Here is a 26,085-nt window from a genome sequence, read left to right as displayed (position 1 = left end):
CGCTCCGCCGTCAGCGGCGGCACCGTGCCGAGGAGTCATCTGCCGTGTCGGACCAGCTGCGCCCCCGCGCCTCCCTCCGTACCGCCGTGGTCTGGGAGGTCCTGAAGGACGCCCTCGACCGCCAGGTCAAGGCGACCGGCAGGGACGCCCTGGATGTCCTGGACACCGGCGGCGGCACCGGCAACTTCGCGGTGCCGGTCGCCCGTCTCGGCCACCGGGTCACCGTCGTCGACCCCAGCCCCAACGCGCTCTTCGCCCTGGAGCGCCGAGCCGCCGAGGCCGGGGTCGCCGACCGGGTCCGCGGCGTCCAGGGCGACATCCACGGCCTGTTCGAGGTGGTGGAGCGCGGTGGTTACGACGCGGTGCTGTGCCACGGAGTCCTGGAGTACGTGGACGACCCCGCCGAAGGTGTGCGCAACGCGGTCGAGGCGCTCCGTCCGTCCGGTGCGCTCAGCCTGCTCGCCGCCGGGCTCGGCGGCGCGGTCCTGGCCCGGGCACTCGCCGGTCACTTCACCGAGGCGCGGCAGGCGCTCAGCGACCCGGCGGGCCGCTGGGGCGACGGGGACCCGGTGCCCCGGCGCTACACCGCGGAACAGCTCACCGAGCTGGTCTCCGCGGCGGACGTCGAGGTCGGTGCGGTCCACGGCGTACGAGTCTTCGCCGACCTCGTACCGGGCGTCCTGGTGGACACCGAGCCCGGTGCCATGGAGGCCCTGCTCAAGCTGGAGGCGGCCGCGGCCGAACTGCCCGCCTTCCACTCGGTCGCGACGCAGCTGCACGTTCTGGGCACGAAGCGCGCCTGAGCGCGCGGCCGCCGACCAGTGGTAGCTCAGCTGTAGCGCGGCTGATCAGGGACGCAGCCGCAGATGGAGTACGCCCCAGGACCCCCGATCGGGGGCTTCGCCACGTATGATCGGGGGACACCATCCGGCATGACGGATCGGAGGTTGGGGAATCAACGCCTCAGCAGCTGAGTCGTCATGGCGGCCCGGACTGGCTGATTGGCAAAGAGGGCGGGTTTCACGGGGGCGATTCCCTGCCTATCCTGGAAGGGCCGCATACCGGCCGCCCCCCGCGGCCGACGACGAGGAGGACTCCGTGCCGCTCTCGGAGCACGAGCAGCGAATGCTCGAGCAAATGGAGCGAGCGCTGTACGCCGAAGATCCCAAGTTCGCGACAGCGCTCGAGGGAAGCGGGCTGCGTACGTACACCCGGCGACGGGTCTACCAGGCGGTCGCAGGCTTCCTGGTAGGTATCGCGCTCCTCATGGCCGGAATGGTCGCCCAGCAGATCTGGATCAGCGTGGTGGGGTTCCTCGTCATGCTCGGCTGCGCGGTCCTTGCGGTCACAGGTTGGCGCAAAGCGCCCAAGCCGGGCGAGCGACAGGCAGCCGGAGGCGGCGGCGAGCGCCGTCAGCCCAAGCAACGCCGGACCGTGATGAATCGGATCGAGCAGCGGTGGCAGCGTCGCCGTGACGAGCAGGGCCAATAGGGCCTCGAACAATCGTGGGTGATTTGCAGACGCATTTCAGCCGCCGCCCCTCACGTGTGCCCGGGTTCGGCCCGCCGCCGCACTCACATGCCGGGCGGCCCCGAAAACCGAGCCTGCCCGGCGCTTGAGTGCATACCTTCGTCCGGGGCAGTGCGAGAAAGCTCCGAACCTGTCCGGCCAATCGGGGCAAGGGACTGTCGGGGGCGGGCCCCAGGAAGCTTCGGGCCCGTCCGCTGCCGGGGCGAAGGCCGCCGGGCGGGCCCGAAGCGCCTACCGGCCCGTCCGGCGATCGAGGACAGAGACGGGGCCGCAGGCCAGGCCCGCCGTCACCCCTGCCGGCGTGACAGAACCGGGCCGCAGGCCAGGCCCCGTCACCCCTGCTGGCGGGAAGGCCGTCGCAGCCAACCGGCCCACCGGTCCCGGCGCCACCGCGCCGCCCACCTGCCGGTGAACGCCGCCCAGCGATCCGAGGCCGCCCAGATCACCCGAACGGCCGAGCGTGGCGCCGCGACTGCGCGGATCCGGGCGAACCGCCCGGCCGACGCCCGCAGTCCGGCCCGCACCGTCTCCACGTCCTCGGCGAGCCCGGTACCCGACCGGGGCTCCGGGGCGTAGAGCACCTGCTCCACCGCCCCCGCCACCCGGTGCACCGCGGCGGCCTCGTCGGGGCCGAGCTGACCCAGCCGCACCACCCGGGCCGCCGCCTTGCGCGGGGTCCGGGAGTCATCCGGCTCGATGCCGTGGTCCCATGCCGTGTCGATGATCTCCTGCCAGGCCGCCAGCGTTCTGGCTGTCGCATCCGCCGGCGTACGCCCGGCGGAGAAACTCAGCCGGCGCCTGCGCGCCCGAACCCGCCAGAGCATCGGCAGCAACGGGAGCGCCAGGATCAACCCGGCGGCCAGGACCAGACCGAGGACGGTGCCTGTCGGCGTCCCGGAATCCGTCGGAGCCGCTGCCCCCGGCGCCGCCGAGCTGCCGCACTCGCCCTGCTTGCGCATCTGGGCCGGGCAGCTGTCCGAGACGGACGGCGCGACAGTCGGAGCGGCCGAGGCGCCCTTCTCCGGCCGGGCCGGATCGGACGTGCCGCCGACGGGGGCGTCCGACTGGGTGTAGGACGGGGCGGTGCCCCGCGTCGGCGTCGGTTCGAAACGGGTCCACCCGATGCCCTCGAAATACAGCTCGGGCCAGGCATGAGCATCGCGCAGCCCCACCGACACCGAACCGTTCGGCTGCGCAGTGCCGGGAGTGAAGCCCACCGCGACCCGGGCCGGAATGCCCAGTGTCCGCGCCATCGCAGCCATCGTGAACGAGAAGTGGACGCAGAAGCCCCGCTTGTCCTTCAGGAACCGGCCGATCGCCGCGCTCCCGGTGCCCGAGTTCACCGAGGTGTCGTAGGTGAAGCCGCCGTCCGAGGCGAAGAAGTTCTGCAGCTTCACCGCCCGCTCGTAGTTGTTGGCGGCGCCCTTCGTCACCCTGTCCGCGGTCTGCCCGACCACCTTCGGCAGGGAGTCGGGAACACTGGTGTACTCGCGCTGCAGAGCGGCCGGCGCGGCGCCTGCCGCGGCGAGCTGATCAGCGGTCGGCTGGACCATCAGACTGGAGACCTGGTACTGCGCACCGCGGGTCGTCTCCCCGCGGTCACCGACGAGCGTCCGCCCCATCGGCTCGTATCGCCAGCGCCCGCCGATCCTGACCTCGGTCGCGGGGTAGGGGAGCGGCAGATAGGTCTGCTGGTAGGAACGGGACGCGGAGATGTTCGACCTGATCTCCGTGGCCAGGACGTCCGGGCCGAGGCCCTCCGGGGTCGGGAGCCGCTTCGGTACATCCTTCAGACGGCGCGTGGAGGGCCGCCACTCGCTTCCGTTGAACTGATCCAGGGCCAGGATCCGCAGATAGAAGCCCTGCGGGTCACCGGAATCGGTGCGGTAGGACATCACCTCCCGGTTCTCCGGCTGGTTCAGATTGTTCTGCAGCGAGACCAGGGGGTTGACCGCGGAGATGGTGCCTCCGCCGCTCCCTTTGCCGTTCGTGCCGCCCGTACCGGCCAGCAGACCGCTGTCGAGTGCGGGCAGCGCCGCCGGTACGACCAGTGAGATCCCCAGCGCAAGCGCACCGATGCGGCGTCCGGTGCGGACCGGGGCCGTCGGACGGCCGTCGGAGAACGCCGCACCGACCGCCGGACCGCCAGGGGGGCTGGTCGCGCCGCTGAAGACCCGCCCCCACTGGGAGAGCCGGTCCCGGCCCTCGGCCAGCAGAAGCAGCAGATAGCCACCGGCCGCGAGCAGGAACCAGAGCCAGTCCGCTCCGCCCTCGAAAAGTCCCGCGGCCACCGAGTACAGCGCGAGGAGCGGCAGACCGGCCGGGGCCGCGCTGCGGAACGTCACAGCGAGGGCGTCCACGGCCAGACCGACCAGCAGCACACCGCCGATCAGCATCAGCCGGATGCCGTCCGTCACGGGCGCCGGAGCGGCGTACCTCCCGACATCCTCGGCGCCCGATGTCAGCAGATCCGCGAGCCGCTGGACGGCCTCCGGACCCGGCAGGACACCGGCCAACGCCTGAGTCCTGGCGAACACCACCGTCAGCAGAACCAGCGTGACCAGTGTCTGCGCCGCGACGATCAGCATCCGGGGCATGGGCACCCGGCGGGCGAGCGCGCCCATCCCGCTCTGGACCGCCAGCACAAACGCGGCCTGCAGGAACCACCCGGCCGGCTCGACCAGCGGCAGCATCGAGCCCGCCGCCATCAGCGTCGCCGCGAAAGCGCACAGCGTCAGCCGACCACGACCGCTCATGACCATCCCCCGGAGAAACCTGTCGTGCCACCTGTGGTGCCGCCGACGGCAGCGGACTGCGTCGCCACGCCCTGGTGTCCCGCCTGCTGCCAATACCGGGCGAGACCGGTCCCCGGCGCCACCGCCACCGCCGTCCAGCCCGATTCACGCAGCAGCCGCAGCCGCCGTTCGAACGCCGTGTCCGCCCCCGCGGGCGCGGCGCCCTGCGCCCAGGCCATGCTGTCCAGTACGAACGCGACGGCGCCACCACTGCGCTGCCGCATCCGGGCCGCCACCGCCGCCTGCTCCTCGTCCAGATCGCCGAAGAACGCGATCAGCAGCCCTTCGTTGCCGCCGCGCAGTACGTCGTAGGCACGTGACAGACCGCCCCCGTCGGAGTGATCTACCACCGCCAGGGTGTCCATCATCAGCCCCGCGGAGTCGGCGGACTCCTGCGTCGATCCGGCGAAGCCTCCTTCGCCCTCGCCCGGAACCGCGTTCCCGTCGTCGGTCAGCAGCCGGACCGCGAAGCCGCGCTCCAGCATGTGCACCAGCGTGGACGCCGCACCGGACACCGCCCACTCGAAGGCGGAGTCGGGCCCCGTCCCCTGATAGGCGACCCGCCGGGTGTCCAGCAGCACCGTGCACCTGGCCCGCTGCGGCTGCTCCTCGCGGCGCACCATCAGCTCGCCGTAGCGCGCGGTGGAGCGCCAGTGGACCCGGCGCAGATCGTCGCCGTGCCGGTAGCCGCGCGGAATCACGTCGTCGTCACCGGCCAGCGCCAGCGAACGCTGCCGTCCCTCGCCGTATCCGGAGGCCTCGCCCGCCAGCCGTACCGGCGGCAGCGGCTCGGTCCGCGGAATGACGACGAGGGTGTCGTACGCGCTGAACGAACGGGTCAGCTCGCACATCCCGAACGGATCGCTCAGCCGCAGCTGCAGCGGACCCAGCGGATAGCGCCCGCGCAGATCCGACCGCACTCGGTAGGAGACCTCGCGACGACCGCCCGCCTCCACCCGGTCCAGCACGAACCGGGGCCGCGGCCCGAGCACGTAGGGCACTCGGTCCTGCAGCATCAGCAGCCCGGTCGGCAGCCGGGACACGTTCTCCATCCGCAGATGGACCCGCGCCTCCGTGCCCGCGGGCACCCGGGACGGCGAGAGCCGCCGGGTGCCCGCGACCCGGTAACGGGTGCGGACGAGCACCACGACACAGACGAGTGGCAGCGCGGCGAGCAGCAGCCCGACCCGCAGCAGATCCGCCTGTCCCAGCACATACGCGCAGATCGCCGCGGCGATACCGGCCGCGAGGAAGGACCGCCCGCGTGTGGTCAGCCCGCTCAGAGCGGCCCGCAGACCGCCCTTGTCGTCGCCGTCGTCCATCGCGGCCGGCCCCCCGGAGGTCATCACACCCGCCGTACGCCGGGCTGCTGCCGGCTGTACACCGGACGGCCCGGCTGGTGCTGGGGCTGCACGGTGGCGGCGCCGCCACCGGCGGTGGGTACCGGTGTCTGCTGCAGGATCTCCAGCACGACCTGCTCGGCGGTACGACGGTTCAGCTGGGCCTGTGCCGTCGGCAGCAGCCGGTGCGCGAGAACAGCGACCGCCAGCGCCTGCACATCGTCCGGCAGGCAGTAGTCCCGGCCGCTCAGCGCCGCGGAGGCCTTCGCCGCGCGCAGCAGATGCAGGGTGGCCCGCGGCGAGGCGCCGAGCCGGAGATCGGGATGGCTGCGGGTGGCCCCGACGAGCTCCACCGCGTACCGCCGCACGGCGTCGGCCACATGGACCGTCCGTACCGCGTCGATCAGCTTCACCATGTCGTGCGCGTGCGCCACCGGCTGCAGATCGTCGAGCGGCGAGGTCCCGCCGTGCACATCGAGCATCCGCAGCTCGGCGTCCGCACTCGGATAGCCGATCGAAACCCGGGCCATGAACCGGTCGCGCTGGGCTTCGGGCAGCGGATAGGTGCCCTCCATCTCCACCGGGTTCTGGGTGGCCACCACCATGAACGGGTCGGGCAGCTCGTACGTGTGCCCGTCGATGGTGACCTGGCGCTCCTCCATCGACTCCAGCAGCGCCGACTGGGTCTTCGGCGAGGCACGGTTGATCTCGTCGCCGATCACGATCTGGGCGAAGATCGCGCCCGGTTTGAACTCGAAGTCGCGCCGCTGCTGGTCGAAGATGGACACACCGGTGATGTCCGAAGGCAACAGGTCCGGTGTGAACTGAATGCGCCGCACCGAGCAGTCGATGGACCGCGCCAGCGCCTTGGCCAGCATCGTCTTGCCGACCCCGGGGACATCCTCGATGAGGAGATGCCCCTCCGCCAGCAGCACGGTCAGCGAAAGCCGTACGACCTCAGGCTTGCCCTCGATCACGCTCTCCACCGACCTGCGCACCCGCTCCGCAGTCGTGGTCAGATCTGTGAGGCTCGCTCGATCGTCATAGGTCGTCACCCGGCCCTCCTCGGCCCTGCCCCACGCTCACCAGGAGCAGGGGATACCCCATTCACGGGCCGACGCGCATGCAGCGGCCCGGCCCACCCCGAAACACGGACACCCCTCCGGAAACGTCCGGCGAGATGCCACATGCGCATTCTTGTTGCCGTTACCGCTTCGTGTCACTCGCCTGTGGACAAGTGGGGGCGATATGTCGGGGTCGGTGGGGTTATCGGTTCCCGACGAACACCTGTCCGGGCGGTCAGGAGACGGGAAGGATCTCGCGCAGCAAGCCGCTGGTCACATCGAAGACGAAGCCGCGGACGTCGTCGGTGTGCAGCAGGAACGGCGAGGTGCGCACGCGCTGCATCGACTGCCGTACGTCCTGGTCGGCGTCCTTGTATGCCTCGACCGCCCAGACCGGACGCTGACCGACCTCCAACTCCAGCTCTTGGCGGAATTCCTCGGTGATCGATTCCAGGCCGCAATTCGTGTGATGAATGAGTATGACGCTGCGGGTGCCGAGAGCCCGCTGGCTGATGGTCAGCGAACGGATCACGTCATCGGTGACCACGCCGCCCGCGTTGCGGATGGTGTGGCAGTCGCCGAGCGACAGACCGAGTGCGTCGTGCAGGTCGAGCCGGGCGTCCATGCAGGCGACCACGGCGACGCGCAGCACCGGCTTGGCGTCCATGCCAGGGTCGGTGAATTCGGCGGCGTACCGGACGTTCGCCTCGACGAGGCGGTCGGTGACCGTGCCCCCGGTGCGGGCGTGGTCGGCAGCGGGCGCGGAAGGCTCGGCGGGGGAGTGCGCGGAAGTCGACATGGATATGACGTTAGCTGTCACCCTTGGTCCCGTCGTGCTGTGAGAAGGGACAAAGAACGTCAACGAGGCTTGTTGTGAGGTAACCCACAAGCCTCACAGCTGTTCATTCGGCCGGGTGAACGGCGGGCAGGGCGACGCGCTGCCCGGTTGATTGATCGGGAATCGATCGAATGGCAGGGTGGACTAAAGTGACGGGAAGTTACCGACACCCTGCACATTCCGTAGATTTCCCCCGTGTGTGCGGCGTGCGTACGGTCCGGCCCTCTCCCGCTCGCCGGTCGACCGACGCCCCTTCCCCGGCGCCGGCCGACCTCCCCTTCCGAGCGGGCGGGGACCAGGCCGTACGTGCAGCCGCACGGGACCTGAGCCTGAGAGGGCGCATGAGCCAGACCCGACACGTCCCGGTGATGCTCCAGCGGTGCCTGGACCTGTTGGCCCCGGCTCTGGAGGCGCCCGGCCCGCCGCAGCCCGTGGTGGTCGACTGCACCCTCGGCCTCGGCGGACACAGCGAGGCGCTGCTCTCCGCCTTCCCCTCCGCGCGGCTGATCGCGCTGGACCGTGACAAGGAGGCGCTGCGGCTCTCCGGCGAGCGGCTCGCCCCGTACGGAGACCGGGCCACCCTGGTGCACGCGGTCTACGACGAACTGCCCGAGGTGCTCGCCAGACTCGGCATCCCCAAGGTCCAGGGCGTCCTGTTCGACCTCGGGGTCTCCTCCATGCAGCTGGACGAGGCCGACCGCGGATTCGCGTACGCCCAGGACGCCCCGCTCGACATGCGCATGGACCAGACGACCGGCATCGGCGCGGCCGAGGTGCTCAACACGTATCCGCCGGGCGAACTGGTACGGATCCTGCGGGCGTACGGCGAGGAGAAGCAGGCCAAGCGGATCGTCTCCGCGATCGTGCGCGAGCGCGAGAAGGAGCCGTTCAGCAACAGCGCCCGGCTCGTCGAGCTGATCCGTGACTCGCTGCCGCAGGCCGCCAAGCGCACCGGCGGCAACCCTGCCAAGCGCACCTTCCAGGCGCTGCGCATCGAGGTCAACGGCGAGCTCACCGTCCTGGAGCGGGCCATTCCGGCCGCCGTGCAGAGTCTCGCGGTCGGCGGCCGTATCGCCGTCCTCTCGTACCACTCGCTGGAGGACCGGCTGGTCAAGCAGGTCTTCGCGGCGGGCGCCGCCACCACGGCGCCGCCCGGACTGCCGGTCGTGCCCGAGCGCTATCAGCCCCGGCTGAAGCTGCTGACCCGCGGGGCGGAGCTGCCCACGGAGGAAGAGGTCGCCGAGAACCGGCGTGCCGCCCCCGCCAGGCTGCGCGGCGCCCAGCGGATCCGCGAGGAGGAACGATGAGCGTCCGGCGTCCGGGAACCCGGACACCGGCGACACCCGGGGCGGCGTGGTGAGCAAACCGGCCGGGCAGTTGAAAGGGCGGGCAGCGCGGCTCGCCCGGCTGATGCCGTCCGGGCCCAGCAACGCGGCCCGTACCCCCTTCGTCCTGCTGGTCGTGCTGCTCCTCGGCGGAGGGCTCATCACGCTTCTGGTCCTCAACTCGGCCCTCAACGAAGGATCGTTCAGGCTGAGCGAGCTGAAGAAACGGACCACCGAGCTCACGGACGAGCAGCAGGCCCTCCAGCGCGACGTCGACAGCTACTCCGAGCCGGACGCCCTGGAGCGGCGCGCCCGCAAGCTGGGCATGGTGCCCGGTGGCAGCCCCGCCTTCCTCGATCCGGACGGTAGGGTCCGCGGCGTAGCCGCCGAGGCCAGCGCCGAGCCGACCCCCGCAACGCCGCCGCAGAAGCCCAGAGCACCCCAGGCGCCCCCCGCGACCGCACCGTCCGCCGCCTCCACCCCGGCCGCCGGCCCGCCCTCTCCCTCGATGTCGGCCACCCCTTCGGGCGCCGCCGTGAAGCCCAGCACCTCCGCGGCCCCGCCCGCCGGGCCGCGTGCCCCGGCAAACCAGCCCTCGACGAGCCCCGGCAGGTGACGCAGTGCCTTCCAAGGAACCACCGCGCCGCCGGGTCCCCGGCCCCGCGCGCCCCCGCGGCGCCGCAGGCGGCCAGGGACGCCCCCGGCCCGCCGCCCGCCGCCCGTCGTCCCCGGCTCCGCGCGCCCGTACGCCCCGCAATCGGCCCGCGCGCCCCCTCCGCCTCGGCAGCCCGCGTCCCCGGCTGCGCCTGGTCAGTCTCGCCCTGACGCTCGTCATGCTGGCGTTCGTCGTCCGGCTCCTCCAGGTCCAGGCCGTCGACGCCAACGCCTACGCGGCGAGGGCCAAGGAGAACCGCTACCTCAGCTACACGATCTCCGCCGAGCGCGGCGAGATCACCGACCGCAGCGGTATCGCCCTGGCCACCAGCGTCGACGCGTACGACATCACTGCCGACCCGTCGATGTTCACGCCGGAAATCAGCAAGGCCCCCGACGCGCCCCAGCAGGCGGCGGCGCTCCTCGCCCCGATCCTCGGCGCCGACGCCTTCGAACTGACCGAGAAGCTGTCCAAGAAGGGCCGCTACACCGTTCTGGCCCGCCGCCAGACCCCGCAGGTCTGGAATCAGATCAAGGACCTCAAGTCCGTCTTCGCCGAGAAGGCCGCGAAGGACAAGGCGGCCGGCGGTGCCGGAGCCAATGTGCTGGCCGGGGTCTTCCAGGAGTCGACGACCAAGCGGGTCTACCCGAACGGAGGGCTCGCCGCCGGGATACTGGGCTATGTCAACACCGACGGCAAGGGCGCAGGCGGCCTCGAATCGCAGCTGGACGAGGAGCTCGCGGGCGAGGACGGCAAGATCAAGTACGCCCAGTCCGGCGGCCGGCGGGTACCCACCGCGGGCACCAAGGAGGTCCCGGCCGTCGCCGGGTCCGACATCGAACTGACCATTGACCGCGACATCCAGTGGGCCGCCCAGCAGGCCATCACCGACCAGGTGAAGAAGTCCAAGGCGGACCGCGGTTATGTGATCGTGCAGAACACCAGGACCGGCGAGGTCCTCGCCATGGCCAACGCACCCGGCTTCGACCCCAACGACCTCTCGCGGGCCGACGCGGCGTCGCTGGGAAACGCGGCGCTTCAGGACGTGTACGAGCCCGGCTCCACCAGCAAGGTCATGTCCATGGCCGCCGTGCTGGAGGAGGGGGCAGCCACCCCCGGCACCCATGTCACCGTCCCCAACCGGCTGCACCGCGGCGACCGGCTCTTCAAGGACGACATCGACCACCCCACCTGGTATCTGACGCTCAACGGAGTACTCGCCAAGTCGAGCAACATCGGCACGATCCTGGCCACCGGAGAACTCGGCAGGACCCAGGCCGAGGCCAACAAGGTCCTTTACTCCTACCTGCGCAAATTCGGGATCGGCTCGCCGACCGGTCTCGACTACCCGGGCGAGACCCCCGGCATCCTCGCCAAGCCCGAGGACTGGTCGACCTCGCAGCAGTACACGATCCCGTTCGGCCAGGGTCTCTCGCTCAACGCCATGCAGGCCGCCTCCATCTACTCGACGATCGCCAACGGCGGGGTGCGCGTCGCGCCCACACTGGTACGTGGCACCAAGGGCCCCGACGGCCACTTCAAGGCCGCCGCCGCTGCCGAACGGACCCGGGTGGTCAGCGAGAAGACCGCCAAGTCGCTCGCCGCCATGCTGGAGTCGGTGGTCGGTGACGAGGAAGGCACCGGGACGAAGGCCAAGATCCCGGGCTACCGGGTGGCGGGCAAGACCGGTACGGCCAACCGAGTCGATCCGGTACGCGGCGGCTACCACGGCTACACGGCGTCCTTCGCGGGCTTCGCACCCGCCGACAACCCGCAGATCACCGTCTACTGCGCGATTCAGAACCCGACCAAGGGCAGCTACTTCGGCGGCCAGATCTGCGGACCGATCTACAAGCAGGTCATGGAGTTCGCACTCAAGACCCTTCAGACCCCACCGTCCGGCAGCAAGCCAGCCCGGCTGCCGGTGTCCTTCAATCCCGGCGAGTGAACACGGGGAAACCAGCCAGTGACAACCATCACCCCCGATCCCGGGAACCGGAACGGGAACCACCAGAGCCCCGCCCCCTCACTTCGCGAGAGGCGGGGTGGGCCCGGTACGCTCACCGCCGTGCCCCACGCTGATCAGTTCCAAACCACCCAGAAGGACGCCCCTGTGAACTACCCGGGAGCGCCCCGCCCGGACCGGCTCAGGCCGACGCCCCTCGGCGAGCTGGCAGCCCGGCTGGGAGTCGAACCGCCGGGAACCGGCGAGGTCACCGGCATCACCCACGACTCGCGGGCGGTCCGCCCCGGTGATGTGTACGCGGCCCTGCCGGGCGCCCGCTTCCACGGCGCCGACTTCGCGGCCCAGGCTGCCGGCCTCGGCGCGGCGGCGATCCTCACCGATCCGGCCGGCGCCGAGCGCGCCGCCGCCACCGGACTGCCGGTGCTGGTCACCGAGGACCCGCGCGGCCGGATGGGCGAACTCGCTGCCGAGATCTACGGACGGCCCGGCGCCGACCTCCTCCAGATCGGCATCACCGGAACCTCCGGCAAGACCACCACCGCCTACCTCATCGAGGGCGGCTTCCAGGGCGCCGGGCGTGCCACCGGGCTGATCGGCACCGTGGAGACACGGATCGGCGACGAGCGCATCAAGTCCGAGCGCACCACCCCCGAAGCCACCGACCTGCAGGCGCTGTTCGCCGTCATGCGCGAACGCGGCGTCGACTCGGTGACCATGGAGGTTTCCAGCCACGCCCTGGTGCTCGGCCGGGTCGACGGCTGCGTCTTCGACGTCGCGGTCTTCAACAACCTCAGCCCGGAGCACATGGAGTTCCACTCCGGAATGGAGGACTACTTCCAGGCCAAGGCGCAGCTCTTCACCCCGCTGCGCAGCCGGCAGGGCGTCGTCAACTTCGACGACGAGTACGGCCGCAGGCTGGTCACCGAGGCCTCCGTCCCGGTCGTCACCTTCTCCGCCGAGGGCCACCCGGACGCCGACTGGCGCGCCGAGGACGTCGAAGTCGGGCCGCTGGGCTCCACCTTCACCGTCGTGGGCCCCAAGGACGAGCGGATCGCCGCCAGGGCCCCGCTGCCCGGCCCGTTCAACGTCGCCAACACCCTCGCCGCGATCGTCACGCTCGCCGTCGCGGGCCTCGACCCGCAGACCGCAGCCGATGGTGTCGCCGCCGTTCCGGGCGTCCCCGGCCGCCTGGAACGCATCGACGCCGGACAGCCGTACCTCGCGGTCGTCGACTACGCGCACAAGACCGACGCCGTCGAATCCGTGCTGCGCTCCCTGCGGAAGGTCACCGAGGGCAGGCTGCACATCGTCCTCGGCTGCGGCGGCGACCGCGACACCACCAAGCGCGGCCCGATGGGCGCCGCCGCGGCCCGCCTCGCCGACACCGCAGTACTGACCTCCGACAACCCCCGTTCCGAGGACCCGCTCGGAATCCTCGCCGCAATGCTTGCGGGCGCCGCAGAGGTGCCCGTCCACGAGCGGGGCGACGTCCTGGTCGACGCCGACCGGGCCGCCGCCATCGCAGCCGTGGTCGCCCGCGCCGAGCCCGGTGACACGGTGCTCATCGCCGGCAAGGGCCACGAGCAGGGCCAGGACATCCATGGCGTGGTACGCCCCTTCGACGACCGCGTGGTCCTGCGCGCGGCCATCGAGCGGTCCCTGGGGCAGAGCAGCACCGAGAGCGCCGCCCACCGCGCCCACACCCACGAGAACAACAGTCAGGGATGACCAAGTGATCGCCCTTTCCCTCGCCGAGATCGCCGAAATCGTCGGCGGGCAGTCGTACGACATACCGGATCCGGCAGCGACCGTCAGCGGCCCTGTCGTCATGGACTCCCGAGAGGTGAAGCAAGGCAGCCTGTTCGTCGCCTTCACCGGCGAGCGGGTCGACGGCCACGACTTCGCGCAGGGCGCCGTCGAGGCGGGCGCGGCAGCCGTGCTGGCCGCCCGCCCCGTCGGTGTTCCGGCGATCGTCGTCGACGACGTCGTGACCGCGCTCGGCGCGCTCGCCCGCGCCGTCGTCGGCCGCCTCGGTACCACCGTCGTCGCCCTCACCGGCTCCGCGGGCAAGACCTCCACCAAGGACCTCATCGCCCAGCTCCTCGAACGCAAGGGGCCCACCGTCTACCCGGCGGGCAACCTCAACAACGAGATCGGCCTGCCGCTCACCGCGCTGCGTGCCACCGAGGACACCCAGCACCTCGTCCTGGAGATGGGTGCACGCTACATCGGAGACATCTGTTACCTCACCGGCCTCGTCCCGCCCCGGATCGGCCTCGTCCTCAACGTCGGCACCGCCCACATCGGCGAGTTCGGCGGCCGTGAGCAGATCGCCAAGGCGAAGGGCGAGATGGTCGAGGCCCTGCCCGAGGACGGCCTCGCCGTACTCAACGCCGACGACCCGCTCGTGCGCGCCATGTCCTCCCGTACGAAAGCCCGGCTGCTGTTCTTCGGCGAAGCCGCGGATGCGGACGTACGGGGAGAGAATGTCCGTCTCACCGACGACGGGTGCCCCACTTTCAAGCTCCACACACCCACCGGGTGCAGCGACGTGACCATGCGCCTGTACGGTGAGCACCACGTGTCGAACGCGCTCGCCGCGGCCGCCGTCGCCCATGAGTTGGGCCTGTCCGCAGACGAGATCGCCGAAGGGCTCTCCGAGGCGGGCACCCTCTCCCGCTGGCGCATGGAGGTCACCGAGCGTCCGGACGGCGTGACGTTCGTCAATGACGCCTACAACGCGAACCCCGAATCCATGAAAGCAGCGCTGCGCGCGCTGGCCGCCATGGGGAAGGGCCGGCGTACGTGGGCGGTGCTCGGCCCCATGGCCGAGCTCGGCGACGCCTCGCTCGCCGAGCACGACGCGGTCGGACGGCTCGCCGTCCGGCTCAACGTCAGCAAGCTCGTCGCGGTCGGGGGCAGAGAAGCCTCCTGGCTGCAACTGGGCGCATACAACGAGGGTTCGTGGGGTGAGGAGTCGGTGCACGTGTCCGACGCACAGGCGGCCGTCGACCTGTTGCGCAGTGAACTGCGCGCTGGAGACGTCGTGCTGGTGAAGGCGTCCCGGTCGGTCGGCCTGGAGCGGGTCGTCCAGGCACTGCTGGAGAACGCGTCCGAGGGCGAGGTCGCCGGCCGATGAGGCAGATCCTCTTCGCGGGGGCCATCGGGCTCTTCCTGACCCTGGTCGGAACTCCGCTGCTGATCAAACTGCTCGCCCGCAAGGGATACGGGCAGTTCATCCGGGACGACGGCCCGCGCACCCACGGGTCCAAGAAGGGCACGCCCACCATGGGCGGCATTGCCTTCATCCTGGCGACGATCATCGCGTACATCGCGGCGAAGCTGATCACCGGCGAGGAGATGCGATTCTCCGGCGTGCTGGTGCTCTTCCTGATGACGGGCATGGGCCTCGTCGGCTTCCTCGACGACTACATCAAGATCGTCAAGCAGCGTTCGCTGGGGCTGCGGGCCAAGGCGAAGATGGCGGGCCAGCTGATCGTCGGCATCGCCTTCGCCGTCCTCTCGCTCCAGTTCGCGGACAAGCAGGGCAACACACCGGCCTCCGACCGGCTGTCATTCGTCGCGGACTTCGGCTGGTCGATCGGCCCGGTGCTGTTCGTCGTCTGGGCCCTGTTCATGATCCTCGCCATGTCCAACGGCGTGAACCTGACGGACGGTCTGGACGGCCTGGCCACCGGGGCGTCAGTGATGGTCTTCGGCGCGTACACCTTCATCGGGCTGTGGCAGTTCCAGGAGTCCTGCGTCAACGCGGACACCCTGACCAACCCCAACGCCTGCTTCCAGGTACGAGATCCGCTGGACCTGGCCGTGGTCGCCTCCGCCCTGATGGGCGCCTGCTTCGGCTTCCTGTGGTGGAACACCTCGCCCGCCAAGATCTTCATGGGTGACACCGGCTCGCTCGCCCTCGGCGGCGCGCTCGCCGGCCTGGCGATCTGCTCCCGCACGGAGTTCCTGATGGCCATCCTCGGCGGCCTCTTCGTGATGATCACCATGTCCGTGGTCATCCAGGTCGGCTCCTTCAAGATGACCGGTAAGCGGGTCTTCCGGATGGCACCGCTCCAGCACCACTTCGAACTCAAGGGGTGGTCCGAAGTCCTTGTCGTGGTCCGCTTCTGGATCATCCAGGGCATGTGCGTGATCGTCGGACTCGGTCTCTTCTACGCAGGATGGGCAGCCGAGAAGTGAGCAACGAGGACTGGCAGGGCAAGCGCGTCACCGTCGCGGGACTCGGAGTCTCCGGAATCCCGGCGGCCAAGGTGCTGCACGGCCTCGGGGCCGTCGTCACGGTGGTCAACGACGGGGACGACGAGGGTTCCCGTGCGCAGGCCGCGGAGCTGGAGGCGCAGGGCATCACCGTGCGCCTCGGCGACGGGGCGACCCTGCCCGAGTCCACCGAGCTCATCGTCACCACCCCCGGCTGGAAGCCCGACAAGCCGCTCTTCACCGCAGCCGCCGAGGCGGGCGTCCCGGTCTGGGGCGACGTCGAACTCGCCTGGCGGCTGCGCGGTCGGGACGGCAGAGAACCAGCACCCTGGCTCGCGGTCACCGGTACCAACGGCAAGACCACGACCGTACGGATGCTCGCCTCGATCCTGGAGGCGGCCGGGCTGCGCACCGCCGCCGTCGGCAACATCGGCGTCTCCCTCCTCGACGCCGTCCTCGGCGACGAGGAGTACGACGTACTCGCCGTCGAACTGTCCAGCTACCAGCTGCACTGGGCGCCCTCGCTGCGCGCCCACTCCGCGGCAGTCCTCAACCTGGCCCCCGACCACCTCGACTGGCACGGCTCCATGGAGGCGTACGTCGCGGACAAGGGCCGGATCTACGAGGGCAATCGCATCGCCTGTGTCTACAACGCGGCCGAGAAGGCGACCGAGGACCTCGTCCGCGAGGCCGACGTCGAAGAGGGCTGCCGCGCCATCGGCTTCACTCTGGCCACACCGGGCCCGTCCCAACTGGGCGTCGTCGACGGCATCCTCGTCGACCGCGCCTTCGTGACGAACCGGCAGAAGCAGGCCCAGGAGCTCGCCGAGGTCACCGACGTCAACCCGGCGGCCCCGCACAACATCGCCAACGCCCTGGCGGCCGCGGCCCTGGCCCGCGCCTTCGGTGTCGAGCCCGCGGCCGTACGGGACGGACTGCGGGCCTTCCGCCCCGACCCGCACCGCATCGAGCATGTCGCGGACGTCGCCGGGGTCGCGTACATCGACGACTCCAAGGCCACCAACACCCACGCTGCCGAGGCCTCCCTCGCGGCCTACGACCCGATCGTCTGGATCGCCGGCGGCCTCGCCAAGGGAGCCACCTTCGACGAGCTGGTGACCGGGGCAGCCGGGCGGCTGCGGGGCGTCGTACTGATCGGCCACGACCGGGCCCTGATCCGCGAAGCCCTCGCGCGACACGCCCCCGAGGTCCCGGTGGTCGACCTCGACCGGACCGACACTGGGGCGATGTCCGAGGCGGTCCGAGAGGCGGCACGGCTCGCCCGTCCGGGGGACACCGTACTGATGGCCCCGGCCTGCGCCTCGATGGATATGTTCGTCAATTACAACAAGCGGGGCGAGGCGTTCGCGGACGCGGTCCGCGCACTCGCCGCCGAGAGCGACTGACGGGCCCGGCCCCCGCGCCGTACTGTCCCGGACGACCGGGTGCGGGCGGCCGCGCCACGGGCCCGGCCCTCGGTGGCAGCCCCGGGCACGAGCAGTGGAGGGGACAGCGACAATGCCGGCCGAAGAGAGCTCCGCCGCGCCCCGTGGGGACCGCTCACGGGCCGCCGCGGCGATCAGCCGGGCGATCACCCCGCCCCTGCTCGCGGGTGCGGGCTCCCCGGCGCCCCTCGGCCCCGTCCTGCGGGTCCGTTCGGTCACCGGCTCCCGGCGCCCCTCGGCGCCACGCCCCAAGGGGCGTTCCGGCGGCCCCCGGTCCCCCCGCGGCGGCGGTGTGCGGCGGATGTACGAGCAGGCACGCCGGGCCTGGGACCGCCCTCTGACCGCGTACTACCTGATCCTGGGCGCCGGCCTGCTGATCACCGTGCTCGGCCTGGTGATGGTCTACTCCGCCTCGATGATCAAGGCCCTGGAGCTGGACAAACCCGGCACCTACTTCTTCCGTAAACAGTTCCTCGCCGCCGTCATCGGCGCCGGACTGATGGCGCTCGCTGCCCGGATGCCCGCCAAACTGCACCGGGCGTTCGCCTATCCGCTGCTCATGGGAACCGTCTTCCTGATGGTGCTGGTCCAGGTGCCGGGGATAGGGATGTCGGTCAACGGCAACCAGAACTGGCTCTATCTGGGCGGCCCCTTCCAGCTCCAGCCCAGCGAGTTCGGGAAGCTCGCCCTGGTCCTGTGGGGCGCGGACCTGCTCGCCCGTAAACAGGACAAACGGCTGCTCACGCAGTGGAAGCACATGCTCGTACCGCTCGTCCCGGTCGCCTTCATGCTCCTCGGGCTGATCATGCTCGGTGGCGACATGGGCACTGCGATCATTCTCACGGCGATCCTGTTCGGACTGCTCTGGCTGGCCGGGGCACCCACCCGGCTCTTCGCCGGAGTGCTCGCCTTCGCCGGAGCGGTCGCCTTCGTGCTGATCAAGACCAGCCCGAACCGGATGTCCAGGCTCGCCTGCATCGGCGCCAGCGAGCCCGGCCCGGGGGACTCCTGCTGGCAGGCCGTGCACGGCATCTATGCTCTGGCGTCCGGTGGATGGTTCGGTTCCGGGCTCGGTGCAAGTGTGGAAAAATGGGGTCAACTACCTGAACCGCACACCGACTTCATCTTCGCCATCACCGGGGAGGAACTGGGGTTGGCGGGGACGCTGTCGGTACTCGCCCTCTTCGCGGCTCTAGGCTATGCGGGTATCCGCGTGGCCGGACGCACGGAGGACCCCTTCGTGAGGTACGCCGCGGGAGGTGTGACCACCTGGATCACGGTGCAGGCCGTGATCAACATTGGTGCGGTGCTCGGCCTGCTGCCGATCGCCGGTGTCCCGCTCCCGCTGTTCTCCTACGGAGGATCGGCCCTGCTGCCGACCATGTTCGCTGTTGGGCTGCTGATCGCGTTCGCGCGAGAGGATCCCGCGGCGAAGGCGGCCCTGGCCATGCGGAGGCCCGGGGTGAGATGGAAGACGATGAGACGGCGCGTCAAGAAGCGTCCGTCCGGAGAGCGGTGAATTTCGGTGCATGTCGTACTCGCCGGTGGGGGGACCGCCGGCCACATCGAGCCCGCGCTTGCCCTCGCGGACGCCCTGCGCAGGCAGGACCCGACCGTGGGAATCACTGCCCTCGGCACGGAGCGCGGACTCGAGACCAGGCTCGTACCCGAGCGGGGGTACGAACTAGCCCTGATCCCGGCCGTGCCGCTGCCGCGCAAGCCCACCCCGGAGCTGATCACCGTCCCGGGACGGCTGCGCGGCACCATCAAGGCCGCCGAGCAGGTCCTGGAACGCACCAAGGCGGACTGCGTGGTCGGCTTCGGCGGCTACGTCGCCCTGCCCGGCTATCTCGCCGCCAAACGGGCCGGTGTGCCGATCGTCGTCCACGAGGCCAACGCCCGGCCGGGCCTGGCCAACAAGATCGGCTCGCGGTACGCCCACGGGGTCGCCGTCTCCACCCCCGACAGCAAGCTGCGTGGTGCCCGCTACATCGGCATCCCGCTCCGCCGGACCATCGCCACCCTGGACCGGGCCCGGGTCCGCCCCGAGGCGCGTGCCACCTTCGGTCTCGATCCCAACCTGCCGACGCTGCTGGTCTCCGGCGGCTCGCAGGGCGCCCGCCACCTCAACGAAGTGGTCCAGCGGGTCGCCCCGCTGATGCAGCGCTCCGGGATCCAGATCCTGCACGTGGTCGGCCCGAAGAACGAACTGCCGCGCGTCGACAACATGCCCGGGATGCCGCCCTACATCCCGGTACCGTACGTGGACCGGATGGATCTCGCGTACGCGGCGGCCGACATGATGCTCTGCCGCGCGGGCGCGATGACCGTCGCCGAACTCTCCGCCGTCGGGCTCCCCGCCGCCTACGTACCGCTGCCCATCGGCAACGGCGAACAGCGGCTCAACGCCCAGCCGGTGGTCAACGCCGGGGGCGGTCTGCTGGTGGACGACGCGGCGCTCACCCCCGAGTGGGTGCAGGGCAACGTCCTTCCGGTGCTTGCGGATCCGCACCGGCTGTACGAGATGTCCCGCGCCGCCGCCGAGTTCGGCCGCCGGGACGCCGACGACCTGCTCGTCGGCATGGTGTACGAGGCGATTGCCGCACGTCGCAACGCGTGAGGCGGACGGGTCCGGGAGCGGTGGCCCCCGGACCCGGCATAAGGAGCGAGCGTGGCCGGACCGACGACCGCCCAGCGCGGTGCAGCGCAGCAGAAGGACTCCCCGGCCCGCCCGCCGCGTCCGCGCCCCGAAGGGCGCAGATTGCCCAGCCGCAGACAGCTGATCGTGATCGGCGTGCTCGTGCTGCTGCTCGCCTCCGGCGCCGTCTGGGCGCTCTACGGCTCCTCCTGGCTCCGGGCCGAACAGGTCGGGACCACCGGTGTCGACGTACTGACACCGGCCGAGGTGGAAGCCGCGGCGGCGGTACCGATCGGGGCCCCGCTGATCTCCGTGGACACCGACGCCATCGCCGACCGGTTGCGCCAGAAGCTGCCTCGTATCGACTCGGTGGATGTCGTACGGTCATGGCCGCACGGAATCAGACTTAAGGTGATCGAACGACAGCCGGTCCTGTTGGTGAAAAAGGGCGCAAAGTTCATTGAAGTGGACGCGAAAGGCGTGCGCTTCGCAACGGTGGACAAATCGCCCGGACGTGTACCGCTGCTGGAATTGACGCCTGGTCAGTCCGCGAGCCTGCGTCGCTTCGGCAGCGCCCGGCTGGTGCGGGAAGCGGTCCGGGTCGCGGGTGAACTGCCGGCCGGCGTCGCCAAGGACACCAAGGTCGTACGGGTCACCTCGTACGACTTGATCTCCCTGGAACTCACCCGGGGGCGCACGGTGGTCTGGGGCAGCGGTGAAGAGGGACCGGTGAAGGCAAGAGTCCTCACCGCACTCATGAAAACCGCTCCCAAAGCGGGACACTTCGACGTGAGTGCACCCACCGCCCCTGCGGTGTCGGGCAGTTGACGCACATTTGGCCTGGCCAGCACCCTGGTTGGTCAGCGCTACGGGTGATCACATAGGGTGAAAAGAAAAACGGGAGGTTCGGCGTGTTCGTTGAACGTGCGCCACTTGTCGACTTAGTGTCCTGTTCGGAAGAGTCCATGAAGCAGACACACTGGTAACCCTAAACTTCAACGTTAGGGTTTGGGTCGGCGTTTCGGACCGTCCCAATCGGCATCCGTCGTCGCGGCGGTACCACCGCAAAGCGACGACACGTAACTCGAGGCGAGAGGCCTTCGACGTGGCAGCACCGCAGAACTACCTCGCAGTCATCAAGGTCATCGGTGTCGGCGGCGGTGGTGTCAATGCCATCAACCGAATGATCGAGGTCGGTCTCAAGGGCGTCGAGTTCATCGCGATCAACACTGATGCGCAAGCCCTGTTGATGAGCGACGCCGACGTCAAGCTCGACGTCGGCCGCGAACTCACCCGCGGCCTCGGCGCCGGGGCCAACCCGGCCGTCGGTCGCAAGGCGGCAGAGGACCACCGTGAGGAGATCGAGGAGGTCCTCAAGGGGGCCGACATGGTCTTCGTCACCGCCGGAGAGGGCGGCGGCACCGGCACCGGCGGCGCACCCGTCGTGGCCAACATCGCGCGCTCGCTCGGCGCCCTGACGATCGGCGTGGTCACCCGCCCGTTCACCTTCGAGGGCCGTCGACGCGCGAATCAGGCGGAGGACGGCATCGCCGAGCTCCGCGAAGAGGTCGACACCCTCATCGTCATCCCCAACGACCGACTGCTGTCCATCTCGGACCGCCAGGTCAGCGTGCTCGACGCGTTCAAGTCGGCCGACCAGGTGCTGCTCTCGGGTGTCCAGGGCATCACCGACCTCATCACGACCCCGGGTCTGATCAACCTCGACTTCGCCGACGTCAAGTCGGTCATGTCCGAGGCCGGATCGGCACTCATGGGCATCGGTTCCGCCCGCGGCGACGACCGCGCGGTGGCCGCCGCGGAGATGGCGATCTCCTCGCCGCTCCTGGAGGCGTCCATCGACGGCGCCCGCGGTGTCCTGCTCTCCATCTCCGGCGGCAGCGATCTCGGTCTCTTCGAGATCAATGAGGCGGCCCAGCTGGTGAGCGAGGCGGCGCACCCCGAGGCGAACATCATCTTCGGTGCGGTCATCGATGACGCACTGGGCGACGAAGTACGCGTCACCGTGATCGCAGCGGGCTTCGATGGCGGACAGCCGCCGGCCCGTCGCGAGAACGTCCTGGGCGCGAACGCCACCAAGCGTGAGGAGCCGGCCCCGCCGGTCCGCACCGCCGAGCCCGTGCGCCAGACCGGCGGACTGGGCTCCGTGCCCCCGCGCGAGGAGTCCCCGGTCCAGACCGAGCCCGTTCCGGCGGTCGGCGAGAGTCATCTGCCGCCGGTCGCTCCGCCGCACATCCCGCCGGCCCGTCCCTACCAGGACTCCCAGGCCGAAGAGCTGGATGTTCCGGACTTCTTGAAGTGATAGGTCCGCACCACGCAGTGCCCGCAGTGTCTTCAGTACCCTCGGGGGGTCGCGCGCACTTCGCCTTCACCGACAGGTGGGGCGGGGTGAGCGTCGCTCCGTACGAGGAGCTCAACCTCGGCGGCGCGGTCGGAGACGACCCCGCCGCCGTTCTGGCCAATCGGGGGCGCGCCGCGCGGGCCCTCGGCCTTGACTCGGCGCAGGTCGTCTGGATGAACCAGGTGCACGGGCGGGACGTCGCGGTCGTCGACGGCCCGTGGGGAGACGCTTCGGAAATCCCCGCGGTGGACGCGGTGGTGACCGCACGGCGCGGACTCCCGCTCGCTGTGCTCACCGCCGATTGCACCCCCGTACTGCTTGCCGACCCGGTCGCCGGGATCGCGGCGGCAGCGCACGCGGGCCGTCCAGGTCTGGTCGCCGGAGTCGTCCCCGCCGTGATCGAGGCCATGATCGGGCTCGGTGCCGAGCCCTCCCGGATCATGGCCCGCACCGGACCGGCGGTCTGCGGACGGTGCTACGAAGTCCCGTCCCGGATGCGTGCCGAGGTCGCCGAGAGCGTCCCGGCCTCATGGTCCGAGACCAGCTGGGGCACCCCGGCTGTGGATGTCACCGCCGGGGTCCACGCCCAGCTCGAAGCCCTCGGGGTCCAGGACCGGCACGCATCTGCGGTCTGCACCCTCGAATCGGGCGACCACTTCTCGTACCGCCGCGACCGCACCACCGGGCGGCTCGCCGGATATGTCTGGTTGGACTGATAGGGCATGACGGACCGTAAGACTCAACTCGCCGAAAATCTGGCACAGGTGGAGGAACGTATTGCTTCCGCCTGTATCGCCGCCGGCCGCAAACGGGAAGAAGTGACCCTCATCGTGGTCACCAAGACCTACCCCGCGAGCGATGTGCGGATTCTGCATGAACTCGGTGTGCGCCATGTCGCAGAGAATCGTGACCAGGACGCGGCACCCAAGGCAGCCGAAAGTGCGGATCTGTCGCTCACATGGCACTTTGTCGGTCAATTGCAGACGAATAAGGTTCGTTCTGTGGCGAGTTATGCCGATGTCGTGCAGTCGGTGGATCGGGTCAAACTGGTCACGGCTCTCTCGGCGGCGGCCGTGCGTGAGGGGCGCGAACTCGGCTGCCTCATCCAGGTCGCGCTCGACGCGGAGAGCGGCGAGCGGGGTGACAGGGGTGGCGTCGCGCCGGACGGGATCGAGGAGTTGGCCGCCGCGGTCGAATCCGCGCCCGGGCTGCGGCTCGGCGGTCTGATGACCGTCGCACCGCTCGCCGGGCCGTACGCGGGACGGCAACGCGCCGCCTTCGACCGGCTGATGGAATTCTCATCCCGCCTGCGCGGGAACCATCCGGCTGCGAACATGGTCTCTGCAGGGATGAGCGCGGACCTCGAGGAAGCGGTTGCGGCCGGAGCGACACATGTGCGCGTCGGTACGGCGGTACTCGGAGTCCGACCGAGGCTCGGGTAACGTCGCCAAGCAAGTCGGACCACAGCAGAAAATATGGTCATTCCCGCCTTTGGCGGGCAGGCCTCAGTGGATCGCGGGGCACTTGGTGACAGATGCCGATCCACCACAGAGCGGAGGACTCAGAGCATGGCCGGCGCGATGCGCAAGATGGCGGTCTACCTCGGCCTCGTGGAGGACGATGGGTACGACGGTCCGGGGTTCGACCCCGACGACGAATTCGAACCCGAGCCGGAGCCCGAGCGCGACCGGCGGCGGCACCAGCCCGCGCATCAGGTGGAGCGGGACCGGGAAAGGGACGAACCGGTGCGAGTGGTGCAGCCTCCCGCGCAGCGGGAGCCGGTTCAGATCCCGGCGGAGAGGGAGCGACCCGCCCGAATCGCCCCCGTGGCATCCATCACACCTGAACGCCCGAACATGGAGAAGAACGCACCGGTGATCATGCCCAAGGTTGTGTCCGAGCGGGAGCCCTATCGCATCACCACGCTGCACCCCAGGACCTACAACGAGGCCCGTACCATCGGGGAACACTTCCGTGAGGGCACTCCGGTGATCATGAATCTCACGGAGATGGACGATACGGACGCGAAGCGACTTGTCGACTTTGCCGCAGGACTCGTCTTCGGTCTCCATGGCAGCATTGAGCGCGTGACGCAGAAGGTGTTCCTGTTGTCGCCTGCTAACGTCGATGTCACGGCGGAGGACAAGGCCCGCATTGCTGAGGGCGGATTCTTCAACCAGAGCTGAGAACACGACACCGGGAACGACCCGGCCGTAAGGCCGGAGCTACGAGAGCCAGGGGAGAGGGAAGCGCGAAATGGGCGTCGCACTGCAGGTTGTCTATATCGCGTTGATGTGTTTCCTCATCGTGCTGATCTTCCGGCTGGTCATGGACTACGTCTTCCAGTTCGCACGTTCATGGCAGCCCGGCAAGCCGATGGTGGTCATACTTGAGGCCACCTACACTGTCACGGATCCACCGCTCAAGCTTCTGCGGCGGTTCATCCCGCCGCTGCGTCTCGGGGGCGTGGCACTCGACCTGTCCTTCTTCGTTCTGATGATCATCGTCTACATCCTGATCGGCATCGTGATCAGGCTGTGAGCGATACGGTCTTGCCGACTGCCGACGACTACGTAGAGGTGAAGAAGAGATGCCGCTGACCCCCGAGGACGTGCGGAACAAGCAGTTCACGACTGTCCGTCTCCGAGAAGGCTATGACGAGGACGAGGTCGATGCCTTCCTCGACGAGGTCGAGTCCGAGCTGACCCGCCTGCTCCGTGAGAACGAGGACCTGCGCGCCAAGCTGGCCGCCGCCACGCGTGCCGCCGCGCAGAACCAGCAGCAGGGGATGCGCAAGCCGGAGCCGCAGGACCGGCCCGGGGCGCCTGTGCCCGCCGCCATATCGGGTCCGCCGGTCCAGCAGCAGCCCCCGCAGATGGGTCCGCCCCAGCTGCCCGGTGGTGCTCCGCAGCTGCCCGCCGGTCCCAGCGGTCACGGTCCTGGTCCCCAGGGCCAGCACGGCCCCGGCCCGCAGGGCCCGCACGGCCCCGGTCCGATGCAGGGCGGTCCCATGGGTGGCCCGATGGGCGGCCCCATGGGTGGTCACGCCCCGCAGCAGCAGATGCAGCAGATGCAGCAGCCGCCGCAGATGCAGCAGCCCGGTCAGGGCCCTGGTGGCGACAGCGCCGCCCGTGTCCTCTCGCTCGCGCAGCAGACCGCCGACCAGGCGATCGCGGAGGCCCGTTCCGAGGCCAACAAGATCGTCGGCGAGGCGCGCAGCCGTGCCGAGGGCCTGGAGCGGGACGCGCGTGCCAAGGCGGACGCGCTGGAGCGGGACGCGCAGGAGAAGCACCGCGTGGCGATGGGCTCGCTGGAGTCGGCCCGCGCGACGCTGGAGCGCAAGGTCGAGGACCTGCGTGGCTTCGAGCGCGAGTACCGGACCCGGCTGAAGTCCTACCTGGAGAGCCAGCTGCGTCAGCTGGAGACCCAGGCCGACGACTCGCTGGCCCCGCCGCGGACCCCGGCGACCGCTTCGCTGCCGCCGTCGCCCTCGTTGGCTCCGGCCGGTGCGGGTGCCATGGGCCACACCATGGGCGGCAACCACGGCGGTCACGGCAACCAGCAGATGGGCGGCAACCCGTCCATGAGCGGTGGGCCCTCGTACGGTGGCCAGCAGCAGATGTCGCCGGCGATGACCCAGCCGATGGCGCCGGTGCGGCCGCAGGCGCCGCAGCCGATGCAGCAGGCTCCTTCGCCGATGCGCGGGTTCCTGATCGACGAGGACGACAACTGAGCCGGGTACGCGCGCTGAGCGCGTAGCCGTCGGCAGGCTGAGGGCCGGGCCCCGGGGTTTTCCCCGGGCCCCCCCCGGTTGCGGGGGGGGGGGGGGTTGCCCCCCCCCCCCCAAGCGAACACGGGGCCCGCCCCAAAAACCCGGGAAAAAAGGGCCCGGCGGGGGGAAAAAAA

22 protein-coding genes are annotated in these 26,085 nt (G+C 70.2%); 18 read left to right on the top strand and 4 right to left on the bottom strand.

The genetic code is table 11. The features are described 5' to 3' along the window. Window positions 1-44 precede the first annotated feature (44 nt). Both ACFVYE_RS01855 and ACFVYE_RS01850 read left to right on the top strand, forming a co-directional pair. Complete coding sequence (locus tag ACFVYE_RS01855; RefSeq protein WP_383978774.1) at window positions 45-803, top strand: class I SAM-dependent methyltransferase; 759 nt, start codon at window positions 45-47, stop codon at window positions 801-803. Between the two features lie 295 nt (window positions 804-1,098). Then, window positions 1,099-1,491 carry a DUF3040 domain-containing protein gene (locus tag ACFVYE_RS01850; protein WP_383978771.1) on the top strand — a complete coding sequence of 131 codons (393 nt, stop codon included), beginning with the start codon at window positions 1,099-1,101 and terminating at the stop codon, window positions 1,489-1,491. 371 nt (window positions 1,492-1,862) lie between these two features. On the opposite strand, the gene ACFVYE_RS01845 is transcribed toward ACFVYE_RS01850, so the two are convergent. From ACFVYE_RS01845 to ACFVYE_RS01830, 4 genes are all read right to left on the bottom strand, one after another. Next, the gene (locus ACFVYE_RS01845) at window positions 1,863-4,286 is read right to left on the bottom strand and encodes a DUF3488 and DUF4129 domain-containing transglutaminase family protein (protein ID WP_389603589.1); all 2,424 of its coding nucleotides are present in this window, start codon (window positions 4,284-4,286) and stop codon (window positions 1,863-1,865) included. Continuing rightward, window positions 4,283-5,671 carry a DUF58 domain-containing protein gene (locus tag ACFVYE_RS01840; protein ID WP_389603587.1) on the bottom strand — a complete coding sequence of 463 codons (1,389 nt, stop codon included), beginning with the start codon at window positions 5,669-5,671 and terminating at the stop codon, window positions 4,283-4,285. The genes ACFVYE_RS01845 and ACFVYE_RS01840 overlap by 4 nt, the downstream gene beginning before the upstream one ends. Then, window positions 5,671-6,720 carry an AAA family ATPase gene (locus ACFVYE_RS01835; RefSeq protein ID WP_383973615.1) on the bottom strand — a complete coding sequence of 350 codons (1,050 nt, stop codon included), beginning with the start codon at window positions 6,718-6,720 and terminating at the stop codon, window positions 5,671-5,673. Before ACFVYE_RS01835 ends, ACFVYE_RS01840 begins: the two co-directional genes overlap by 1 nt. A gap of 244 nt (window positions 6,721-6,964) precedes the next feature. After that, the gene (locus tag ACFVYE_RS01830) at window positions 6,965-7,591 is read right to left on the bottom strand and encodes a beta-class carbonic anhydrase (protein WP_383973613.1); all 627 of its coding nucleotides are present in this window, start codon (window positions 7,589-7,591) and stop codon (window positions 6,965-6,967) included. A 317-nt stretch (window positions 7,592-7,908) separates the two neighbouring features. On the opposite strand from ACFVYE_RS01830, the gene rsmH reads away from it, so the two are divergent. The 16 genes from rsmH (at window position 7,909) to ACFVYE_RS01750 (ending at window position 25,912) form a co-directional block, all read left to right on the top strand. Further along, window positions 7,909-8,874: a 16S rRNA (cytosine(1402)-N(4))-methyltransferase RsmH gene (gene rsmH, locus ACFVYE_RS01825; protein ID WP_351258542.1), complete on the top strand. Its 966-nt coding sequence runs from the start codon at window positions 7,909-7,911 to the stop codon at window positions 8,872-8,874. 49 nt (window positions 8,875-8,923) lie between these two features. Beyond that, window positions 8,924-9,508 (top strand): septum formation initiator family protein, encoded by a 585-nt coding sequence (locus ACFVYE_RS01820; RefSeq protein WP_383973610.1) that lies wholly within the window; start codon window positions 8,924-8,926, stop codon window positions 9,506-9,508. A 4-nt stretch (window positions 9,509-9,512) separates the two neighbouring features. Continuing rightward, window positions 9,513-11,495 carry a penicillin-binding transpeptidase domain-containing protein gene (locus ACFVYE_RS01815; protein ID WP_389603584.1) on the top strand — a complete coding sequence of 661 codons (1,983 nt, stop codon included), beginning with the start codon at window positions 9,513-9,515 and terminating at the stop codon, window positions 11,493-11,495. An 18-nt stretch (window positions 11,496-11,513) separates the two neighbouring features. Continuing rightward, the gene (locus tag ACFVYE_RS01810) at window positions 11,514-13,241 is read left to right on the top strand and encodes a UDP-N-acetylmuramoyl-L-alanyl-D-glutamate--2,6-diaminopimelate ligase (protein ID WP_389603582.1); all 1,728 of its coding nucleotides are present in this window, start codon (window positions 11,514-11,516) and stop codon (window positions 13,239-13,241) included. 4 nt (window positions 13,242-13,245) lie between these two features. Then, a complete protein-coding gene (murF, locus tag ACFVYE_RS01805; RefSeq protein ID WP_389603580.1) occupies window positions 13,246-14,652 on the top strand; it encodes a UDP-N-acetylmuramoyl-tripeptide--D-alanyl-D-alanine ligase in 1,407 nt (468 codons plus the stop codon). Continuing rightward, window positions 14,649-15,719, top strand: coding sequence for a phospho-N-acetylmuramoyl-pentapeptide-transferase (mraY, locus tag ACFVYE_RS01800; RefSeq protein WP_382957260.1), 1,071 nt, complete (start codon window positions 14,649-14,651; stop codon window positions 15,717-15,719). Before murF ends, mraY begins: the two co-directional genes overlap by 4 nt. Next, entirely contained in the window at window positions 15,716-17,143 is a 1,428-nt protein-coding gene (gene murD, locus ACFVYE_RS01795; RefSeq protein WP_383973617.1) for a UDP-N-acetylmuramoyl-L-alanine--D-glutamate ligase, read from the top strand. The genes mraY and murD overlap by 4 nt, the downstream gene beginning before the upstream one ends. A gap of 112 nt (window positions 17,144-17,255) precedes the next feature. Beyond that, on the top strand, window positions 17,256-18,701 hold the full coding sequence (gene ftsW, locus ACFVYE_RS01790) for a putative lipid II flippase FtsW (protein WP_383973604.1): 1,446 nt from the start codon (window positions 17,256-17,258) through the stop codon (window positions 18,699-18,701). A gap of 6 nt (window positions 18,702-18,707) precedes the next feature. Continuing rightward, window positions 18,708-19,802 (top strand): undecaprenyldiphospho-muramoylpentapeptide beta-N-acetylglucosaminyltransferase, encoded by a 1,095-nt coding sequence (murG, locus tag ACFVYE_RS01785; RefSeq protein WP_383973602.1) that lies wholly within the window; start codon window positions 18,708-18,710, stop codon window positions 19,800-19,802. Window positions 19,803-19,853: 51 nt separating this feature from the next. Beyond that, window positions 19,854-20,648 (top strand): cell division protein FtsQ/DivIB, encoded by a 795-nt coding sequence (locus ACFVYE_RS01780; protein WP_389603577.1) that lies wholly within the window; start codon window positions 19,854-19,856, stop codon window positions 20,646-20,648. A gap of 277 nt (window positions 20,649-20,925) precedes the next feature. Then, a complete protein-coding gene (gene ftsZ, locus ACFVYE_RS01775; protein WP_383973598.1) occupies window positions 20,926-22,140 on the top strand; it encodes a cell division protein FtsZ in 1,215 nt (404 codons plus the stop codon). Then, complete coding sequence (gene pgeF / locus ACFVYE_RS01770; RefSeq protein ID WP_389603575.1) at window positions 22,137-22,895, top strand: peptidoglycan editing factor PgeF; 759 nt, start codon at window positions 22,137-22,139, stop codon at window positions 22,893-22,895. Before ftsZ ends, pgeF begins: the two co-directional genes overlap by 4 nt. Window positions 22,896-22,901: 6 nt before the next feature. Then, on the top strand, window positions 22,902-23,621 hold the full coding sequence (locus ACFVYE_RS01765) for a YggS family pyridoxal phosphate-dependent enzyme (protein WP_383973594.1): 720 nt from the start codon (window positions 22,902-22,904) through the stop codon (window positions 23,619-23,621). Window positions 23,622-23,747: 126 nt separating this feature from the next. After that, the gene (locus tag ACFVYE_RS01760; RefSeq protein WP_114244064.1) at window positions 23,748-24,365 is read left to right on the top strand and encodes a cell division protein SepF; all 618 of its coding nucleotides are present in this window, start codon (window positions 23,748-23,750) and stop codon (window positions 24,363-24,365) included. A gap of 70 nt (window positions 24,366-24,435) precedes the next feature. Further along, window positions 24,436-24,720 carry a YggT family protein gene (locus tag ACFVYE_RS01755; protein WP_114244063.1) on the top strand — a complete coding sequence of 95 codons (285 nt, stop codon included), beginning with the start codon at window positions 24,436-24,438 and terminating at the stop codon, window positions 24,718-24,720. Between the two features lie 49 nt (window positions 24,721-24,769). Beyond that, window positions 24,770-25,912 carry a DivIVA domain-containing protein gene (locus ACFVYE_RS01750; RefSeq protein WP_266361984.1) on the top strand — a complete coding sequence of 381 codons (1,143 nt, stop codon included), beginning with the start codon at window positions 24,770-24,772 and terminating at the stop codon, window positions 25,910-25,912. Window positions 25,913-26,085: the final 173 nt, after the last annotated feature.

The organism is Streptomyces sp. NPDC058239, from assembly GCF_042882185.1.
In the GTDB taxonomy this organism is placed as follows: Bacteria; Actinomycetota; Actinomycetes; order Streptomycetales; family Streptomycetaceae; genus Streptomyces.
This window is presented reverse-complemented; position numbering and strand designations above follow the sequence as displayed.

Bases quoted from the DNA above. Each gene is read 5' to 3' on its own strand.
- ACFVYE_RS01845 (WP_389603589.1), bottom strand. From the start codon at position 4,286: ATGAGCGGTCGTGGTCGGCTGACGCTGTGCGCTTTCGCGGCGACGCTG.
- ACFVYE_RS01840 (WP_389603587.1), bottom strand. From the start codon at position 5,671: ATGACCTCCGGGGGGCCGGCCGCGATGGACGACGGCGACGACAAGGGC.
- rsmH (WP_351258542.1), top strand. From the start codon at position 7,909: ATGAGCCAGACCCGACACGTCCCGGTGATGCTCCAGCGGTGCCTGGAC.
- mraY (WP_382957260.1), top strand. From the start codon at position 14,649: ATGAGGCAGATCCTCTTCGCGGGGGCCATCGGGCTCTTCCTGACCCTG.
- ftsW (WP_383973604.1), top strand. From the start codon at position 17,256: ATGCCGGCCGAAGAGAGCTCCGCCGCGCCCCGTGGGGACCGCTCACGG.
- ACFVYE_RS01765 (WP_383973594.1), top strand. From the start codon at position 22,902: ATGACGGACCGTAAGACTCAACTCGCCGAAAATCTGGCACAGGTGGAG.
- ACFVYE_RS01760 (WP_114244064.1), top strand. From the start codon at position 23,748: ATGGCCGGCGCGATGCGCAAGATGGCGGTCTACCTCGGCCTCGTGGAG.
- ACFVYE_RS01755 (WP_114244063.1), top strand. From the start codon at position 24,436: ATGGGCGTCGCACTGCAGGTTGTCTATATCGCGTTGATGTGTTTCCTC.
- ACFVYE_RS01750 (WP_266361984.1), top strand. From the start codon at position 24,770: ATGCCGCTGACCCCCGAGGACGTGCGGAACAAGCAGTTCACGACTGTC.